The sequence below is a fragment of the Serratia sp. JKS000199 genome, from assembly GCF_900215455.1.
In the GTDB taxonomy this organism is placed as follows: domain Bacteria; phylum Pseudomonadota; class Gammaproteobacteria; order Enterobacterales; family Enterobacteriaceae; genus Serratia; species Serratia ureilytica.
In genome coordinates, this window is record NZ_LT907843.1 from 4,171,161 (window position 1) to 4,190,071 (window position 18,911).

General features: G+C 62.8%; 15 protein-coding genes. 9 read left to right on the plus strand and 6 right to left on the minus strand.

Annotated features, from left to right (window positions below; all coding sequences use genetic code 11):
* Nucleotides 1-38 precede the first annotated feature (38 nt).
* The 5 genes from CPH57_RS19810 to CPH57_RS19830 are packed head-to-tail and all read left to right on the plus strand — an operon-like array spanning nt 39 to nt 5,722.
* Nucleotides 39-1,538: a sugar ABC transporter ATP-binding protein gene (locus tag CPH57_RS19810; protein ID WP_033645351.1), complete on the plus strand. Its 1,500-nt coding sequence runs from the start codon at nt 39-41 to the stop codon at nt 1,536-1,538.
* Nucleotides 1,531-2,520, plus strand: coding sequence for an ABC transporter permease (locus CPH57_RS19815; protein ID WP_015379367.1), 990 nt, complete (start codon nt 1,531-1,533; stop codon nt 2,518-2,520). Before CPH57_RS19810 ends, CPH57_RS19815 begins: the two co-directional genes overlap by 8 nt.
* 1 nt (nt 2,521) lies before the next feature.
* Entirely contained in the window at nt 2,522-3,475 is a 954-nt protein-coding gene (locus CPH57_RS19820; RefSeq protein WP_096242671.1) for an ABC transporter permease, read from the plus strand.
* A 10-nt stretch (nt 3,476-3,485) separates the two neighbouring features.
* Nucleotides 3,486-5,123 (plus strand): FGGY-family carbohydrate kinase, encoded by a 1,638-nt coding sequence (locus CPH57_RS19825; protein ID WP_004931001.1) that lies wholly within the window; start codon nt 3,486-3,488, stop codon nt 5,121-5,123.
* A complete protein-coding gene (locus CPH57_RS19830) occupies nt 5,123-5,722 on the plus strand; it encodes an SIS domain-containing protein (protein ID WP_033645354.1) in 600 nt (199 codons plus the stop codon). Before CPH57_RS19825 ends, CPH57_RS19830 begins: the two co-directional genes overlap by 1 nt.
* 28 nt (nt 5,723-5,750) lie before the next feature.
* On the opposite strand, the gene rsmJ is transcribed toward CPH57_RS19830, so the two are convergent.
* The 4 genes from rsmJ to CPH57_RS19850 all read right to left on the minus strand — a co-directional run bounded on the left by rsmJ (nt 5,751) and on the right by CPH57_RS19850 (nt 9,549).
* On the minus strand, nt 5,751-6,497 hold the full coding sequence (gene rsmJ, locus CPH57_RS19835; RefSeq protein ID WP_060660148.1) for a 16S rRNA (guanine(1516)-N(2))-methyltransferase RsmJ: 747 nt from the start codon (nt 6,495-6,497) through the stop codon (nt 5,751-5,753).
* An 8-nt stretch (nt 6,498-6,505) separates the two neighbouring features.
* On the minus strand, nt 6,506-8,548 hold the full coding sequence (gene prlC / locus CPH57_RS19840; protein WP_060660147.1) for an oligopeptidase A: 2,043 nt from the start codon (nt 8,546-8,548) through the stop codon (nt 6,506-6,508).
* Nucleotides 8,549-8,666: 118 nt separating this feature from the next.
* The gene (locus CPH57_RS19845; protein WP_042785540.1) at nt 8,667-9,128 is read right to left on the minus strand and encodes an HIT family protein; all 462 of its coding nucleotides are present in this window, start codon (nt 9,126-9,128) and stop codon (nt 8,667-8,669) included.
* Between the two features lie 16 nt (nt 9,129-9,144).
* Entirely contained in the window at nt 9,145-9,549 is a 405-nt protein-coding gene (locus tag CPH57_RS19850) for an ASCH domain-containing protein (RefSeq protein WP_060660146.1), read from the minus strand.
* 135 nt (nt 9,550-9,684) lie between these two features.
* Between CPH57_RS19850 and CPH57_RS19855 the strand changes: the two genes are divergently transcribed.
* From CPH57_RS19855 to CPH57_RS19870, 4 genes are all read left to right on the plus strand, one after another.
* A complete protein-coding gene (locus CPH57_RS19855; RefSeq protein WP_033636386.1) occupies nt 9,685-10,527 on the plus strand; it encodes a 23S rRNA (adenine(2030)-N(6))-methyltransferase RlmJ in 843 nt (280 codons plus the stop codon).
* Between the two features lie 130 nt (nt 10,528-10,657).
* Nucleotides 10,658-12,010, plus strand: a complete 1,353-nt coding sequence (gorA, locus tag CPH57_RS19860; RefSeq protein WP_033645358.1) for a glutathione-disulfide reductase — start codon at nt 10,658-10,660, stop codon at nt 12,008-12,010.
* 160 nt (nt 12,011-12,170) lie between these two features.
* Nucleotides 12,171-12,665: a molybdopterin-dependent oxidoreductase gene (locus CPH57_RS19865; protein ID WP_033645359.1), complete on the plus strand. Its 495-nt coding sequence runs from the start codon at nt 12,171-12,173 to the stop codon at nt 12,663-12,665.
* Nucleotides 12,662-14,446, plus strand: coding sequence for an ATP-binding protein (locus tag CPH57_RS19870; protein WP_033651793.1), 1,785 nt, complete (start codon nt 12,662-12,664; stop codon nt 14,444-14,446). Before CPH57_RS19865 ends, CPH57_RS19870 begins: the two co-directional genes overlap by 4 nt.
* Here CPH57_RS19870 and CPH57_RS19875 read toward each other — a convergent pair.
* Both CPH57_RS19875 and CPH57_RS19880 read right to left on the minus strand, forming a co-directional pair.
* Nucleotides 14,436-15,287, minus strand: a complete 852-nt coding sequence (locus CPH57_RS19875; protein ID WP_033645361.1) for a helix-turn-helix domain-containing protein — start codon at nt 15,285-15,287, stop codon at nt 14,436-14,438. The two genes, CPH57_RS19870 and CPH57_RS19875, sit on opposite strands and share 11 nt — an antisense overlap.
* Before the next feature lie 456 nt (nt 15,288-15,743).
* On the minus strand, nt 15,744-18,848 hold the full coding sequence (locus tag CPH57_RS19880; RefSeq protein ID WP_369825785.1) for an autotransporter outer membrane beta-barrel domain-containing protein: 3,105 nt from the start codon (nt 18,846-18,848) through the stop codon (nt 15,744-15,746).
* Nucleotides 18,849-18,911: the final 63 nt, after the last annotated feature.

The following is an 18,911-nucleotide window of genomic DNA, read 5'->3' on the forward strand; positions in this document are numbered from 1 at the left end:
CCAGGGCTTCGGCCGCTACGCAAGCACAGGTTAACGTTATGACAGCCTCCCCCGCATTTATCACCCTGGAGAATATCAGCAAGCGATTCCCAGGCGTGCTGGCATTAGACCAGATCAACCTGACGCTGAATAAAGGCGAAGTGCACTGCCTGGCCGGGCAAAACGGCTGCGGCAAAAGCACCATCATTAAAATCATCTCCGGCGTCTATCAGCCGGAAAAAGGCGCCAATATTTCGCTGGAAGGCAAACTCTTCCACGCCCTGACGCCGCAGCTGTCCGGTTATTACGGCATACAGGTGATCTACCAGGACCTGTCGCTGTTCCCTAACCTGACGGTGGCGGAAAACATCGCCATCCACCGTTACCTGCCCGGCGGCCACTTCTGGGTGCACAAGCGGGTGATGCGCCAGACGGCGCTGGACGCCATGGCGCGGGTCGGCGTACACATCGATCCCGATAAAAAAGTAGAAAAACTGTCGATCGCCGATCGGCAGCTGGTGGCGATTTGCCGCGCCATCGCCGCCGAAGCGCGCTTGGTTATCATGGACGAACCGACCGCCTCGCTGACCCGCCAGGAGGTCGACGGCCTGCTGCGGGTGGTCAACGAACTGAAGGCGGCCGGCATCTGCGTGGTGTTCGTCAGCCACCGATTGGATGAAGTGATGGAAGTCGCCGATCGCATCAGCGTGATGCGCGACGGCAAGCTGGTGGGCACCTGGCCGGCCAGCGAACTGGACAGCCATGAACTGGCGTTCCTGATGACCGGCCAACGCTTTCATTACAGCCCGCTGCCCCCGCTGCCGCCGGCCGAACAGGCGCCGCTGCTCGAGGTGCGCAACCTCAGCCGCGGCGAGAAATACCGCAACGTCAATCTGGCGCTGCGCGGCGGCGAGATCGTCTCGATCGTCGGCCTGCTCGGCGCCGGCCGCACCGAACTGTGCCTCAGCCTGTTCGGCATGACGCGGCCGGACAGCGGCGAGATCCGCATCGAGGGCCGGTCGGTGCAGCTGCACAACAACCGCGAAGCGGTGCGCCACGGCATCGGCTACGTGTCGGAAGATCGTCTGACGCAGGGATTGATCATGGAGCAATCGATCTACGACAACACCATCGTCACCGTCTTCGATCGGCTGCATACCTCGCTCGGGCTGCTGGATCACGCCAAGGCGACCGAGCTGGTCAACCGGCTGATCCGCGATTTGAACATCAAGGTGTCCGACAGCGCATTGCCGGTGAAAACCCTGTCCGGCGGCAACGCCCAGCGCATCGCCATCGCCAAATGGGTCGCGACCCAGCCGAAGATCCTGATCCTCGACTCGCCCACCGTCGGCGTCGACATCGCCAACAAAGAGGGGATCTATCAGATCGCCCGCGATCTGGCGCAGCTGGGCATGGCGGTGCTGATGATCTGCGACGAGATCCCGGAAGCCTATTACAACAGCCATCGGGTGATGGTGATGCGCAAAGGCGAGCTGATCGCCGAATTCGCGCCGCACCAGAGTACCGAACAACAGATCGCCGAGGTGGTGAATGGATAAGTCATTATTGGCCCGCCTGGCCGGGCGGCACGAGTTTTATCTCGGCCTGCTGGTGCTGCTGCTGGCGATCGGCCTAAGCGCCGGCACCGATGAGTTTCTGACGCTCGGCAACCTGACCGACGTCGCCACCAGCTACGCCATTCTCGGCATCCTGGCCTGCGGGCTGTTCGTGGTGCTGATCGCCGGCGGCATCGACATTTCGTTCCCGGCGGTCACCGCCATCGCGCAGTATGTGATGGCCAGTTGGGTGATCCAGCACGGCGGCAGCTTCCCGCTGGCGTTCGCCCTGGCGATTGGCGTCGGCCTGCTGCTCGGGCTGGTGAACGGTTTCCTGGTGTACTGGCTGAAGGTGCCGGCGATCATCATCACCATCGCCACCCTTAACCTGTTCTACGGCCTGCTGGTATACGCCACCAACGGCACCTGGCTGTACGGCTTCCCGGACTGGTTCATGAACGGCATCAACTGGTTCTCGTTCCAGGGCGCCGACGGTTACGACTACGGCCTGACGCTGCCGCTGCTGTGCCTGCTGGCAACCATCGTCGTCACCGGCGTGCTGATGAACCGCACCCGGCTGGGGCGCCAGATCTACGCCATGGGCGGCAACCGCGACGCGGCGTCGCGCCTGGGGTTGAACCTGCTGCGGCTGCACTTCTGCGTCTACGGCTATATGGGCATTCTGGCCGGCGTCGCGGCGGTGGTGCAGGCGCAGATCACCCAGTCGGTGGCGCCCAACTCGCTGCTCGGCTTCGAGCTGACGGTATTGGCGGCGGTGGTGCTGGGCGGCACCAGCATGAGCGGCGGCCGCGGATCGTTGACCGGCACCCTGCTCGGCGTGGTGCTGCTGGCCTTCCTGCAAAACGGGCTGACGCTGCTCAGCGTCTCGGCCTATTGGCACCAGGTATTCAGCGGCGCGATCATTTTGATCAGCATCAGCACCACCGCCTGGAACGAAAAACGCAAGCTGCTCAAGGAGATCTGACATGACGCAGTTAACTCGGTTGATCCCAAACGATCGGATCATTCGCCTGCAGGGCGCGATCATCATCGCGGTGGCGCTGCTGTTCGCCGGGCTGCTCGGATCGCGCTTCTTCAGCCTCGGCAACTTCCAGTCGATCGCCTCGCAGCTGCCGATCCTCGGCCTGCTGGCGCTCGGCATGGGCATCACCATGCTGACCGGCGGCATCAACCTGTCGATCATCGCCGGCGCCAACGCCTGTTCGCTGGTGATGGCGGCGATCATCGTCAGCCATCCCAACCAGCCGCTGTTCCTGGCGCTGGCGCTGTTGGCCGGCCTGCTGGTGGCGGTGGCGATCGGCGCGCTCAACGGCGCGCTGGTAGCCTGGATAGGCGTCTCGCCCATCCTCGCCTCGCTCGGCACCATGACCCTGATCACCGGCCTGAATATTCTGCTGTCCAACGGCGCGGTGATCTCCGGCTTCCCGGCGGCGATTCAATTTCTCGGCAACGGCGCCGTGCTCGGCGTGCCGGTGGCGCTGATCCTGTTCCTGCTGGTGGCGGTGGGTCTGTGGCTGCTGCTGGAGCACACCACGCTGGGGCGCAGCCTGTACCTGATCGGCTCCAACGAGCAGGCCACCCGCTTCAGCGGCGTGAACACCGCGCGGGTGCAGATCGCGGTGTACATCCTGTCGGCACTGCTCGGCTGGGGCGCCGCCCTGCTGATGATGGCCAAGTTCAACTCGGCCAAGGCCGGCTACGGCGAATCTTATCTGCTGGTGACCATTCTGGCCTCGGTGCTGGGCGGCATTAACCCGGACGGCGGCTTCGGCCGCATTCTGGGGCTGGTGCTGGCGCTGATCGTGCTGCAAATGTTGGAAAGCGGCCTCAATTTGCTGGGGGTCAGCAGCTACCTGACCATGGCCCTGTGGGGCGGCGTGCTGATCCTGTTTATCGCGTTACAGAATCGAAAAGCCTGAGGAGAAAATAATGGCGAGCTATTTTATTGGCGTAGATGTGGGCACCGGAAGCGCGCGCGCGGGCGTATTCGATCTCAATGGCCGCATGGTCGGCCAGGCCAGCCGGGCCATCGATCTGTACCGGCCGAAGGCGGATTTCGTCGAGCAGTCGTCGGATAACATCTGGCAGGCGGTGTGCAATGCGGTGCGCGACGCGGTCAACCAGGCCGACATCAACCCGATCCAGGTCAAAGGGCTGGGCTTCGACGCCACCTGTTCGCTGGTGGTGCTGGATAAAGAAGGCAAACCGCTGACCGTCAGCCCCTCCGGCCGCACCGAGCAGAACATCATCGTGTGGATGGATCACCGGGCGATCGCCCAGGCCGAGCGCATCAACGCCACCAAACACCGGGTGCTGGACTTCGTCGGCGGCATCATTTCGCCGGAGATGCAGACGCCGAAACTGCTGTGGCTGAAGCAACACATGCCCACCACCTGGGCCAACGCCGGTTACCTGTTCGATCTGCCGGACTTCCTCACCTGGCGCGCCACCCAGGACGCCACCCGCTCGCTGTGCTCGACGGTGTGCAAGTGGACCTATCTCGGCCACGAGCAGCGTTGGGACAAGAGCTACTTCCAGCAGATCGGGCTGGAAGACGTGCTGGAACACGACGCCGCCAAGATCGGCAGCGACGTTAAAATGATGGGCGAGCCGCTGGGCCACGGCCTGACTCAGCGCGCCGCCAGCGAGATGGGGCTGATCGCCGGCACGGCGGTGAGCGTGTCAATCATCGATGCCCACGCCGGCACCCTCGGCACGCTGGGCGCCACCGGCGTCTCCGGCGAGGTGGCCGACTTCAACCGCCGCGTCGCGCTGATCGGCGGCACCTCCACCGGTCATATGGCGATGTCGCGCACCGCGCGCTTTATCGGCGGCGTTTGGGGGCCGTATTACTCGGCGATCCTGCCGGAATACTGGTTGAACGAAGGCGGCCAGTCCGCCACCGGCGCGCTGATCGACCACGTCATCCAGTCGCACCCGTGCTATCAGGAGCTGCTGGCGCAGGCGAAAACTCAGGGCCAGACCATCTATGAGGTGCTGAACGCCATTCTGCGCCGCATGGCCGGCGAGCCGGAGAACATCGCCTTCCTGACGCAGGACATTCACATGTTGCCGTACTTCCACGGCAACCGCTCGCCGCGCGCCAACCCGACGCTGACCGGCATCCTGACCGGGCTGAAGCTGTCGCGCACGCCGGAGGACATGGCGCTGCACTACCTGGCCACCATTCAGGCCATCGCGCTCGGCACCCGCCACATCATCGAAACCATGAACCACAGCGGCTACAGCATCGACACCATCATGGCCAGCGGCGGCGGCACCAAGAACCCGATCTTCGTGCAAGAGCACGCCAACGCTACCGGTTGCGCCATGCTGCTGCCGGAGGAGAGCGAAGCGATGCTGCTGGGCGGCGCGATGATGGGCACCGTGGCGGCCGGCGTGTTCGACACCTTGCCGGAGGCGATGAGCGCCATGAGCCGCATCGGCAAGACGGTGACGCCGCAGACCAACCAGATAAAAAGCTACTACGATCGCAAATACCGGGTGTTCCACGAGCTGTACAACGACCACATGAAATACCGCCGGTTGATGCAGGAGGAGGCGTGATGCAGCAAGAGTGGCGGCAGGCCGTGCAGGGCTGGCAAACCTACAGCCAGGAGCTGGCGCAGCTGGGCGAACGCCTCGATGCGCGCACCTGGCAACGGCTGCTGGCGCTGCTGGCCGACTGCCGCGGTAAAATCGCCGTCACCGGCGTCGGCACCTCGGGGATTGCGGCGCGCAAGATAGCCCATATGCTGGCCTGCGTGGAGCGGCCGGCGGTCTACCTCGACGCCACCGGCGCTGCGCACGGCGATCTGGGTTTTCTGCGCGCCGACGATCTGCTGATCCTGATCTCGCGCGGCGGCAATTCCGACGAGCTGACCCGCCTGCTGCCGACGCTGCAGGCCAAGGGGGTGACGCTGATCGCGGTGACGGAAAACCCGCATTCCGCCATCGCGCAGGCGGCGCAGCTGACGATCGCCACCGGGGTGCAAAAGGAGATAGATCCGCTGAACATGCTGGCCACCACCTCAATTGTGCTGGTGTTGGCGATCTTCGACGCCGCCTGCACCTGCCTGATGACGCGCAGCGGTTACGATAAGGACACCTTGCTGGCGGTGCATCCGGGCGGCGGCGTGGGGAAAAGTTTGCGGGAGGAAAACTGAGGGCCCGACACCGCGGGCCCGGCAGACATTACAGCGGCATGTAGATATCGAAACGGTGGCTTTTGGTCAGCGTGGCGGCGTGCGCCGGCACATCGGCCAGCGGCGGCGCGTAGTCCGGGCGTTTCACCACCACGCGCTTGGTCGCCAAACGGCGCGCCGGTTCCAGCAGGCCGTCGGCGTCATCGTCGCTGCCCACCAGCGATTGGAACACCCGCATCTCTTTCTTCACCAGCGCGCTTTTCTGCTTGTGCGGGAACATCGGATCGAGATACACCACCTCCGGGCGCGGGCTGAGATCCGCCAGCGCCGTCAGGCTGGAGGCGTGCAGCAGCGTCAGACGATCGCGCAGCCACGGGCCGATTTCCGCATCCTGATAGCCGCGCTGCAGGCCGTCGTCCAGCAACGCCGCCACCACCGGATTGCGCTCCAGCATCCGCACCCGGCAGCCCAGCGCCGCCAGCACGAAGGCGTCGCGCCCCAGCCCGGCGGTGGCGTCCACCACGTCCGGCAGGTAACTGCCCTTGATGCCGACCGCCTTGGCCACCGCCTCGCCGCGGCCGCCGCCGAAGCGGCGCCGGTGCGCCATGGCGCCGGAGACGAAATCGACGTAGATCCCGCCAAGCTTCGGCTCGTCGCGCTTGCGCAGCTCCAGCCGCTGCGGGGTCAGTACCAGCGCCATCGGCGCGTCGTCGTCGGACGTCAGCCGCCAGCGCTGCGCCAAAACAGACAAGGCGCCGGGATCGGCGCCTGCTTCACACAATACACACACGCTCACGTGTCGGGTTATCCTTTAATGCCGTAATGGCGCAGCATAGCATCCAGCTGCGGCTCGCGGCCACGGAAGCGTTTGAACAGCGCCATCGGCTCTTCCGAACCGCCGCGCGACAGGATGTTGTCGAGGAAGGATTTGCCGGTCTCGGCGTTGAAAATCCCCTCTTCTTCGAAGCGCGAGTAGGCGTCGGCCGACAGCACTTCCGCCCACAGGTAGCTGTAGTAACCCGCCGCGTAGCCGCCGGCGAAGATGTGGCTGAAGGCGTGCGGGAAGCGGCCCCAGCTCGGCGAAGGCACCACCGCCACCATTTTCTTCACTTCCGCCAGCGTCGGCAGGATCTGCGCCCCTTTCTCCGGGCTGTATTCGAAGTGCATGCGGAAATCGAACAGACCGAACTCCAGCTGGCGCAGAATGAACAGCGCCGCCTGGTAATTCTTGGCCGCCAGCAGCTTGTCGAGCATGGCCTTCGGCAGCGGCTCGCCGCTCTGGTAGTGGCCGGAGATAAACGCCAGCGCTTCCGGCTCCCAGCACCAGTTTTCCATAAACTGGCTCGGCAGCTCGACCGCATCCCACGGCACCCCGTTGATGCCGGAGACGCCGGCGGTATCGATCTGCGTCAGCATGTGGTGCAGACCGTGGCCGAACTCGTGGAACAGCGTAGTCACTTCGTTATGGGTGAACAGCGCCGGCTGGTCGCCCAGCGGGCGGTTGAAGTTGCAGGTCAGGTAAGCGACCGGTTTTTGCAGCGTGCCGTCAGCCTTGCGCAGGCTGCCGACGCAGTCGTCCATCCAGGCGCCGCCGCGTTTGTTTTCGCGGGCGTACAGATCGAGGTAGAAGCTGCCGCGCAGTTCGCCGTCGGCGTCGAACAGATCGAAGAAGCGCACGTCCGGATGCCAGGTATCCACGTCTTTACGCTCTTTGGCGGTGATGCCGTAGATGCGTTTCACCACTTCGAACAGCCCTTCCACCACCCGCTGTTCCGGGAAGTACGGGCGCAGCTGCTCGTCGCTGATGGAGAACAGGTGCTGCTTTTGTTTTTCGCCGTAATAGGTGATGTCCCAGGCGTCGAGCTCGTCCACGCCATAGTGCTGTTTGGCGAAGGCGCGCAGCTGCGCCAGCTCCTGCTCGGCCTGCGGGCGGGCGCGCTTGGCCAGATCGCTCAGGAAGCCGATCACCTGCTCCGGGCTTTCCGCCATCTTGGTCGCCAGCGACTTGTCGGCGTAGGTGTCAAAGCCCAGCAGCTGAGCCAGCTCGTGGCGCAGCGCCAGCGTTTCCGCCATCACTTCGCTGTTATCCCATTTGCCGGCGTTCGGCCCCTGATCGGAGGCGCGGGTGGCGAAGGCGCGGTACATCTCTTCGCGCAGCGCGCGGTTGTCGGCGTAGGTCAGCACCGGCAGGTAGCTCGGCATGTCCAGCGTCAGCAGCCAGCCGTCCTGCTCTTTGGCCTGCGCCATCGCCTGGGCCTGTGCCAGAGCGCTTTCCGGCAGGCCGCTCAGCTCGGCTTCGTCGGTAATCAGTTTGCTCCAGCCCATGGTGGCGTCGAGCACGTTGTTGCTGTAGGTAGAGCCCAGTTCGGACAGGCGCGCGACGATCTCGCCGTAGCGCTGCTGTTTGTCCGCCGACAGGCCGATGCCTGAGAGTTCGAAATCGCGCAGCGCGTTGTCCACCGCCTTGCGCTGCGGCACGCTCAGCGTCTCGAACGCCGCGCCCTCTTTCAGGCTGCGGTAGGCCTGGTACAGCCCTTCGTGCTGGCCGACCCAGGTGCCGTACTCGGACAGCAGCGGCAGCGCCTGCTCATAGGCGGCGCGCAGCTCCGGGCTGTTTTTCACCGAGTTCAGGTGCCCGACCGGCGACCAGATGCGAGACAGGCGATCGTCCGACTCCGCCAACGGCTGACACAAATTGTCCCAGGTGAACGGCCCCGGCTGCGCGACCACGCGCTCTACCGCGGCGCGGCAGTCCGCCAGCGCGGATTGCACCGCAGGCACGATATCTTCAGGGCGGATCGCCGAGAACGGCGGCAGGGAAAACGGGGTCAGCAACGGATTTGTCATAGGGCAGTCCTGATTAGCGTTGGGGCCCGCCGCGAGGGCGAGCCTTAAAATGCGTATGAATCTCTAACATGGAGCCGGGCAACAGGAAAATCAATGCCCGGCGTTGATCGTTCGTGCCTTAAACGGCGCATTGGCGAATGCGGGCGGCCAGCGCCGCCAGCTGTTCGTCGTCGGCGCGCGCCGCATCGTGGGAGGAAATGTAGCCTTCGTAACGCGTGAAAAACTTCGGCGAGGTCGATTCGATCGGCCGCCACTGCTCCAGCGACGCAGTGCCGTGCAGCGGGATCAGTTTGGCATGCACATGGTCGACGCCGTAGCCCTCGAACACCATGCCGCAGCGGCCGACGTCGTCGAACGCGCGATCCAGCTGCCGCGCCACCCGCTTGGTCGCCAGCATCAGCGCGCTCAGCACCTCGTCCGGCAGATCAAACGCGTAGCTCGGGTGGTGCGCCTTGGGGATCACCACGCTGAAGCCGTCGGTGTTGGGAAAGATGGACAGGAACGCCAGATGGTCGTCGTCTTCCCAGATTTTATGGCACGGCGCCTTGCCCGCCACGATGTCGCAAAAAATGCAGCTCATCCTTTCTCCTTGTGATTCACAGCGTTTCAACCCGTTCGAATTCTTCGAATACCAGCCACATGTCCGGCGCAAAGCTCCCCTCGCGGGTAAAGAATGCCTGATGCCCCTGGCGCCAAAACGCCAGGCTTTTGTCGCCTTCGCCCTCTTTGGCCGCCATCTCGGCGGTCACCTGGTCGTAGCGCACCAGGCGCAGCGCCAGGGTTCTGATCACGCAGGCCGGTTCGCCGCGGCCATCGAGAACGATGCTGTAATCGCCGATCCTCGGGGTTTGTTCCCGACGATAGCTCGCATAGGAACTGCAGGTGGCGGTTTTATCCCCGCTCAGCACCAACCCCAGCAGTTCGTCGGCTAACGCGGGGCCGTCGCCGAACGCCCAGCGCGCCGCGTCGGGGTAATTCGCCAAAATCGCCTGTTTGCTCATCGTCCTGTCCCTTTCTGTTAACGTCTGCGGCAACGGAGTCCGGTTTTTCCCGGCCAGACAGTTTATACTGTGCAGATTATAAGCCTTATTGCATTGAATGCTCCGTCTGCGGAGCACAAGGAACCGCCACCCGTCATGTTAAGTTATCGCCACAGTTTCCACGCCGGCAACCACGCCGACGTGCTCAAACACACCGTTCAGAGCCTGATCATCGAGTCGCTGAAGGAAAAAGAGAAGCCGTTCCTGTATCTGGATACCCACTCGGGCGCGGGCCGTTATCAGCTCAGCGGCGAACACGCCGAGCGCACCGGCGAATACCTGGAAGGCATCGGCTTGCTGTGGCAACGCGACGATCTGCCCGAGGAGCTGGCGGCCTACATGAGCGTGGTGCACAACTTCAACCGTTCCGGCACGCTGCGCTACTATCCCGGCTCGCCGCTGATCGCCCGCCAGCTGCTGCGCCCGCAGGATAAAATTCACCTGACCGAGCTGCACCCGAGCGATTACCCGCTGCTGCGCAGCGAGTTCCAGAAAGACGAGCGCGCCAAAGTGCAGCGCGCCGACGGCTATCAGCAGCTGAAATCCCAGCTGCCACCACCTTCGCGCCGCGGCCTGATCCTGATGGACCCGCCGTATGAAATGAAGACCGATTACCAGGACGTGGTCAAAGGCATTCAGGAAGGCTACAAGCGTTTCGCCACCGGCACCTACGCGCTGTGGTACCCGGTGGTGATGCGCCAGCAGATCAAACGCATGCTGCGCGATCTGGAAGCCACCGGCATTCGCCGCATCCTGCAGATCGAGCTGGCGGTGAAACCCGACAGCGATCAGCGCGGCATGACCGCTTCCGGCATGATCGTCATCAACCCGCCGTGGAAGCTGGAACAGCAGATGAAAAACGTGCTGCCGTGGCTGCACAAGGTGCTGGTGCCGTCGGGCATCGGCCACCATCTGGTCAACTGGGTGGTACCGGAATAATCCCCGGCAGGGCGCGCTTTGCCGCGCCCTGCGTCCGCCTATCGCAGCCATCGACGCAATCTTTGCGACAAACCCCGGTCAGGCGTTAAACTCTTACCCTCTTCAAATTCACAACTCATGGAAATCCCAGATGACGAAACATTACGATTATCTAGCAATAGGCGGCGGCAGCGGCGGTATCGCATCGATCAACCGGGCAGCCATGTACGGCCAAAAGTGTGCGCTGATTGAAGCCAAAGAGCTGGGCGGCACCTGTGTAAACGTGGGTTGTGTACCGAAAAAAGTCATGTGGCACGCGGCGCAGATCGCCGAGGCCATCCATCAGTACGGCCCGGACTACGGCTTCGACACCACCGTCAACGCCTTCGACTGGAAAAAGCTGGTCGCCAACCGCACCGCCTATATCGACCGCATTCACAACTCCTACGATAACGTGCTGGGCAAGAACAAGGTTGACGTGATCAAAGGGTTCGCGCGCTTCGTGGATGCGCACACCGTGGAAGTGAACGGCGAAACCATCACCGCCGATCACATCCTGATCGCCACCGGCGGCCGCCCAAGCCATCCGGCTATTCCGGGCGCGGAATACGGTATCGACTCCGACGGCTTCTTTGAGCTGGACGCCATGCCGAAACGCGTCGCCGTGGTGGGCGCCGGCTATATCGCCGTAGAGATCGCCGGCGTGCTGAACGCGCTGGGCGCGGAAACGCACCTGTTCGTGCGCAAGCACGCGCCGCTGCGCACCTTCGATCCGATGATCGTCGACACCCTGGTGGAAGTGATGAACACCGAGGGGCCGAGCCTGCATACCGAATCGGTGCCGAAAGCAATCGTCAAGAACGCCGACGGCAGCCTGACGCTGCAGCTGGAAAACGGCAAGGCATTCACCGTCGACTGCCTGATTTGGGCCATCGGCCGCGAACCGGCGACCGACAACCTGAACCTCGGCGTGACCGGGGTGAAAACCAATGAGAAAGGCTACATCGACGTCGATAAGTTCCAGAACACCAACGTCAAAGGCATCTACGCGGTGGGCGACAACACCGGCGCGGTAGAACTGACCCCGGTCGCCGTGGCCGCTGGCCGCCGCCTGTCCGAGCGCCTGTTCAACAACAAGCCGGACGAGCACCTGGACTACAGCAACATCGCCACCGTGGTGTTCAGCCACCCGCCGATCGGCACCGTCGGTCTGACCGAGCCGGAAGCCATCGAGAAATTCGGCGCGGACAACGTGAAGGTGTACAAATCCTCCTTCACCGCCATGTACAGCGCCGTGACGCAGCACCGCCAGCCGTGCCGCATGAAGCTGGTGTGCGCGGGTAAAGAAGAGAAGATCGTCGGCCTGCACGGCATCGGCTTCGGCATGGACGAGATCCTGCAGGGCTTCGCGGTGGCGGTGAAGATGGGCGCCACCAAGAAGGACTTCGACAACACCGTGGCTATCCACCCGACTGCGGCGGAAGAGTTCGTCACCATGCGCTGAGGCGCTACGTTTATCCTTCTCTCAGGCCGGGGTAAATACCGGCCTGTTCTTTTTGTGCGGTTTACTATTCCCTTCGCACCCGCCTGCTTTTTCTGCCATTATTCTGCCTGATAAATTAGCGGGACTGATACAAACCTCCCCGCGCCTCTGGAGAACGCCGATGCTGTTCAAACTATGCAAAACCCTTGCGATGGCCTGCGTGGCCCTGATTATCGCCCAGAGCAGCGCGCTCAGCTTTACCCTGGAAGTGGCGGGCAAGATCGACAACGTGACCGATCCGGTCAAAAAAAGCTATCTGTTCACCGATAAACAGCTGTTGGCGATGCCGGTGCACAGCATCACGACCTCCACCTCCTGGACGCCGCAGAGGAAGTTTGAAGGGATTTCGGTGGCCGACATCCTGGAGCGCGTCGGCGCCAAGGGCGAGACGCTGACCTTCTACGCGCTGAACGATTATTACATCGACGTGCCGTTGTCCGACGTCAAGAAGTACAACATGATCCTGGCCTACAAGATGGACGGGGAGATGCTGAAGCTCAGAAACTTCGGCCCGCTGTTCCTGGTTTACCCGCGTGACGCCGCCGGGCCTGAGCTGAACTCGCCGTTGTACAACTCGCGCTTTATCTGGCAAGTCGACAGGATCGTGATCAAATGAAGCTGACGACCTTTAAGAACGGCAGCAGGCTGGCGATACCGGCCATCTTCGCCGCGCTGTTTCTGGTGGCTTCGACCGTCACGCTCTATTACTACAGCGCCACCCTGTCGAAGAAAGGGCTGTATGCCATCGCCGGCACGCAGGAGAACTACTCCTGGTCGATCGCCAAGTTCTCCATCAAGCTGGCGGAATTCGACACGTTCGTCGAGCAGCAGAGCCACGCGCCGCAGGTGGACAACGACAACCTGCGGCTGCGGTTCGAAATCCTCTATTCGCGCTTTTACGTGCTGGAAACCGTCTCCGAATCCACGCAACCGCTGTACGCCGAGCCGGGCTACCCGGAAGTGGTCAAGCAGATGCGCCTGCAGATGGATCGCATCGATAAACTGCTGGATAACCCGAAAATCGACTTCAATCAGGTTTTCGCGGCCATGAAGGCCATTAAGCCTTACGCCATCGAAATGGCCAACCTGACCGACCACGCCGAGGTGAAGCAGCGCACCGCCGCCTATGAGGACTACATCGAGAAACGGCACATCATTTTCTATGGGCTGGTGATTGTCATGTTCTCGGTGATCGCGCTGATCGCCATCACCCTGATCGTGTTCCGTCAGCAGCGGCTGACCATTCGCCAGCAGGCCAAGGCGATCGAGGCGGAGAAAGCGACCCGCACCAAAAACGCCTTCCTCGGCGCCATCGGCCACGAACTGCGCACCTCATTGCAGAGCGTGATGTCGGCCATCGACGTGCTGGTGAATACCCGGGTATCGGCGGAGCATGCGGACACCTTCCAGCGGCTGGAGACCGCCGCGCAGCAGATCGAAAGCCAAATGAAAGATCTGACCGACTACGCGCACCTCGACAGCGGCATGATGGAGCTGCGCATCGTGCCGTTCGACGCGCAGAAGCTGATCGCGGAGACCGCCAACGAAATCGCTACTTTGACCCGCAAAGAGCAGGTCAAACTGAGCTGCGAGGTGGAGTGCAGCCACCTGTTGGTGCATTCCGACCCGCTGCGCATCCGGCAGATTATCGTCAACCTGCTGACCAACGCCTACAAATACACCGAAAGCGGCAGCATTACGCTGCACAGCTGTCTGCGCCGTCAACCCGGCGGCAGTTCGTTGATTATCGAAGTGACCGACACCGGCATCGGTATCGAAAAAGACCAGCTCGATCAGATCTTCAAACCCTTTACCCAGTTGGATCAGTCGCATACCAAGCAATATGCCGGCGTGGGGATGGGGTTGGCGATCGTGCACGGCCTGGTGACGCTGCTCGACGGCACCATCACGGTGTACAGCGAAATCAAGAAGGGCAGCACCTTTATCGTCAGCATTCCGGTGCAGATCAGTGAAGAAGAACGCGCCGACGAGCCCGCCGCCGCCAATGCCTCTCTGCAGCAGAAACCGCAGCAGGTGCTGGTGGTGGATGACAACAAGTCGGTGGGTGACGCCTTTGCGGCGTTGCTGGATAAGCTGGGTTACCAGCACGAACTGTGCGACTCGCCGGAGCGCGCGCTGCAGAAACTGCTCAGACGCCCTTACGACGCGCTGTTGCTGGATCTGCAGATGCCGGGCATCGACGGCGCCGCCCTGGCCAGGCAGCTGCGCAATCGTCGCGGCCCCAACCGCCATGTGCCGATCATCGGCATCAGCGCCTACACGCCGGAGCAGCTCACGGCGGATCAGCGCGCGCTGTTCGACAACTACCTGATGAAGCCGGTTCGGCTGGATGCGCTGTCGAACGCGCTGGCCGAGGTGTTCCCCGCTAAAGATTAAAACAGCGTTGCAGTGCGGCTTCGATCACATGGAGCCGCACCGGTTTTTCATAAGGGCCGAGCACATCGTACTCGCGCATCGCCTGAGCGATTTCCGATTCGCGTCGATCGGTGCCCAGCTCACCGGTCAGCACCAGTACCGGCGCGTCCGGGTTGTCGGAGGCGCGGATGGTGGCGATACAGCGATCCGCCGTTTCTTCACCGATTAGCCAGTCCACCACGTAACCGTCGAACAGGCTTTGCTGCAACGCCTGACAGAAGCTGTCGACGTCGTAAAACGCCACCGCGTTGAAACCGCAGCCGCCAAGATACTTGGCCAACTCATCGGCCGCCTGATGCGAATCGTCCAATACCGCAATGCTCAGACGCTCGTCGTCGCCATAGCCGGGCCGGATTTCGATCAGCTCGACGCCATAACGCGGCCCTGCCGGCGCCTCATCGGCGCGATAGATATGCCATTGCCCCTCGATGCGCAGCGCCACAAATTCCGCCGGCCGCCCGGCGGGAAGCTCGTCGCCGATGTGCCCGACGCAAGGCATCGCGACCCCTGCCACAAAAAAGATGGCATCGCGCGCCATGTTCGGTTCGGCCGCCTCGTGTTCGGCACTCAAATCGGCGATCGCCGCCGGCGTTTCTCCGAGCGCGGCCGCGACGCTGTTGATCTGTTCCAGCGTCCAGGGGCTTTGCCCTTTCAATTTGCGGTGCGCATGTGAAAAACTCAGATCCAAGATGCGGCTGAGCTCTCGGGCATGCTGACGTTTTCCAATCCCGTAATGTAAAAACAGCTCTCTGACCCGATTGGCAATCGACTGTGAATCGAATTTTTGGTGATTGTTATCCATTTGTTCCTTCGATTTTTTTTACTGATTTATCAGTCGTTTTGATTATTTCTGCTGAAAAAGCCACATCTAAAACTAGCATCCCATGCAATTATGCGTTAAAAACGTTGCTTGACATACCATGTTGCATCGTCAAACATGGTATCAAAAGAGACATACAGCAATACACTATAAAAAAACAACACCAGCACGTTTTTTAATAATAACCATAGTAACACCAGGGAAAATTTGTTCCGTTGCCGCTACTGAGACGATGCTCACATCGCTCGGACTGCATAAGCAAAACGGGGCTTGAGCCTTTAGCGCTAATCTGTTTTACCCACTTTTGAGCCGGGATCCGTCAGGGTCCCGGTTTTTTATTGTCCTGACGCCGCGCCATCATACGTTCTCCCCCCACCGCCGCAAATAAAAACGGAGCCGGCATGCCGGCTCCGTTGTCGTTGTAATGACCGCTGAACGTCAGAAGCGCCAGGTGAAGCCGGCGTTGACGCTGTTGTCCTGATGGTGCTGCGACAGCAGCCCGCCATAGCCCAGCGACAGCGAGGCGTTTTCGTTCACCGCCACTTCCGCCCCCGCCTTCAGCACCATGCCGTCACGCGACACCGGCACGCTGTCCACCACGAACGGCGCGTTGCCGCCGTTGAACCGCAGCCCGGTGCCACGCGCCAGCCCGCCGTACTGGTGTTGCCATCCCAGCTCGCTACGCAGCGCCACCGTCGTGCCCGGGGTCACCTGCCACGCGGTGTCCGCACGCAGGCCCAGCGTCGACACCGTCGCATCCGTGTGCTGCTTGTCGCCGCGCAGTGCCGCCGCGCCGCCGCTTTCCGCGATGCCGTTGTTCTCGAAGTTCACGTACGCCAGGTTGACGAACGGCTCCAGGTTCAGCCACTCGCCCTGCACGCTGTAGCCCGCTTCCGCGAACAGCTGTTCGGTGCGCGCGCTGTACTTCGCCGTGTCACGGTCCGACTGCATCCCGTAGTTCACCGACCGTTTGGTGTCGATGCGGTGCCAGGTGTAGCCCGCCCCGCCACGCAGCGCCAGCGCCCCGAACTGCTTGTCGCCGTACGCCGCCAGGTGGTAGTTGTCGCTGTCCGCCTTCGACCCGTAGCCGCCGTGCAGCGAGGTGCGGGTGTAGCCGGTCGCCACCCCCAGCCGCCAGTCGGCCGCCGCCGCCGAGTCCAGCCCCACCAGTACCCCGTAGGTCGAGGCCTGATAGCCGGTGGCGTTGGCGTCGCCCGACGCGTGGTCCCACGCCCCCAGCAGCTGCGCCCAGGCGCCGTCCTCGTCCGCCTTGATGGCCGACGAGCTCGCCAGCCCTTCCGCCTGACGCAGACGCCCGTTCAGCGCCTCACGCAGGTAGCGGCTGTCGTTCACCAGCGCCGACGCGATATCCGCATGGATTTGCCCCGACAGCTGACGGAACGCCTGCCGCGCCTCGCCCGCCGTGCCGCTGTTAAGAACGCTTTCGTACACCGGGTTGCCCGCCGTCAGCGCATCCGCCGCCGCCGCCACCGCCCGCTCGTTCGGCGTCTGCGCCACGCTGGCGAAGCTCGTGCCGTTGCGCCCGACGCTCAGCGTCACCCCGGCCGGCTGGTAGCTCAGCCCGGTGCCGAGGAACAGGTAGTTCGGCGCCACCGCGTCAAACTGCCCGCTCACCCCCTGCTGCGCGCTCAGGATGGTGTACTGCTGGCCCAGCAGGCTGCGCACCTCGCTTTGCGTCAGCAGGTTGGCGCTGTTCTCCAGCGTCACCGCCACCTCGCCGCCGCCGATCGTCGCCGATCCGCTGCTCTGGATCCGATCGCTCTGGCCGTTCGGCCCCACTTCCACCGCGTAGCGCGAACCCGGCTCGAAGCTGACGTTGCCCGCCACGTTCAAGGTGCCGATCGAGTTGCCCGGCGCCACGGTGCCGCCGCGGCGGGCGGTCAGCGAACCGACCGTGCCGCTGCCGCCGACGATGCCGCCACTCTGCACGCTGACGTCCGAGGTGACCGAGCCGTTGATCGCCAGCCGCCCCTGATTGACCAGCGTCGGGCCGGAATAGGTGTTGTTACCGGTCATGACCAGCGTGCCCATCCCTTCCTTGGTCAGGCCGCCGTGGCCGGAGATGTTATTGGAGTAAACGTCCAACTCACAGCTGATATCGTCACACTTCCTGGCATGCAACGTACCGGCATCCACCTCGGCGCCCAGTCCCGGAATATTGACGACAAACTGGGTCGGGCCGTAGGCCACGCCCGTCGGATCCGGGATGCGGAACTCTGCGGGAATATCCTCGACGGTATAGAACATGCCCGGGCCGTTGATAGCCTTGCCCAGGTTGATCATCCCCCAGCCGTAGAGCGCGTCGATGCCCGGCGCGCCCATGTCAGTGGCGGTGGTTTTCAGCACGTCGGCAATCTGCGCCGAGTTCATGTACGGGAAACGCTGCAGCAACACCGCCACTGCGCCGGTGACGTGCGGGGTCGCCATCGAGGTGCCGTTTTTATTGCCGTAGTCCGACACCAGATTGGCCGGATCGGAACCGTTGGCCACGGTGCTGTAGATTTTGCTGCCCGGCGACGAGACGCAGAAGCTGGCGGTATAGCCGCAGCGGGACGAGAAGCTGCTGATGGTGTAAGGCACGCTGTTGGCCGATGCCGCATCCTGCGCCACGCTGGCGACCGACAGCCAGTTCGGCGCGATGTCCGGTACGAAGTAGGCCAGCCCGCTGATCACATCCGGTTGGTTGTAATTGCCGTCGTTACCGGCGGCGAACAGCACCAGAATATTTTTGCGCGCCGCGTCGATGGCGCCCTGATAGCCTGCGCCGGCCAGGCTACCGAGCAGCGGCTTGACCTGATCGAATTGCTCCTGCGCATCCTTCAGCTCGAAGTGCAGCGCGTTAGGATCGCGGCCGCCGTCGGACAGGAAATCGGGAATGCTGACGCCCCAGCTGTTGTTAATCACCCGCACGCCGCTCTTGATCATCGCCTGCCAGCCGGCATTGGTGACGGCGCCGTCCAGGCCGAGGAATTCGCCGTACGCCGGGCCGTCGTTGTCATTATCGACGCTGATCACCTGCGAATCGAAGGCCACGCCGTGCATGCCGACGCCGTCGCGATTCGCCGCGCTGATCCCCGCGACGTGCACCCCGTGATTGCTCAGCATGCCCTGCGAACCGCTGTAGAAGTGGAAGGTGCCGTCGAAGTAAAAGCGATCGCCGGCGTTAATTCCCGGCCGGTGCGGATCGGTATAGGCGCGGTAGCCTTCGGTGACGACGTTGATCAGTTTGCCGTCGCCGGCGAATTCGGGATGGCGGTTAACCGGAGTGTCGAAAATGCCCACCTTTTGCCCTTTGCCGGTGTAGCCGGCGGCGTAGGCCTCATCGGCGTGGATCGCCCCCAACCCCCAGTTGGCGTTGAATTCAGCGCTGCGCCAGCTGGCCGGATCGCCGGGTTGGCCATTCACCTCGTGCGGCGCCGCCTGCGCATACCCTGCCAGCGCCATGCAGCAGACCAGCGCATTCAGCCGCCACGGCGAGCGACGAACGTTTCCTTTGCTATCAAAACCCATTGTTGTTGTCATTTCCTTACCTTTTGCTTGTTATTGGCCGACGCCCCAGGTGCGCCGGGTTCTCATTAGCAGGAT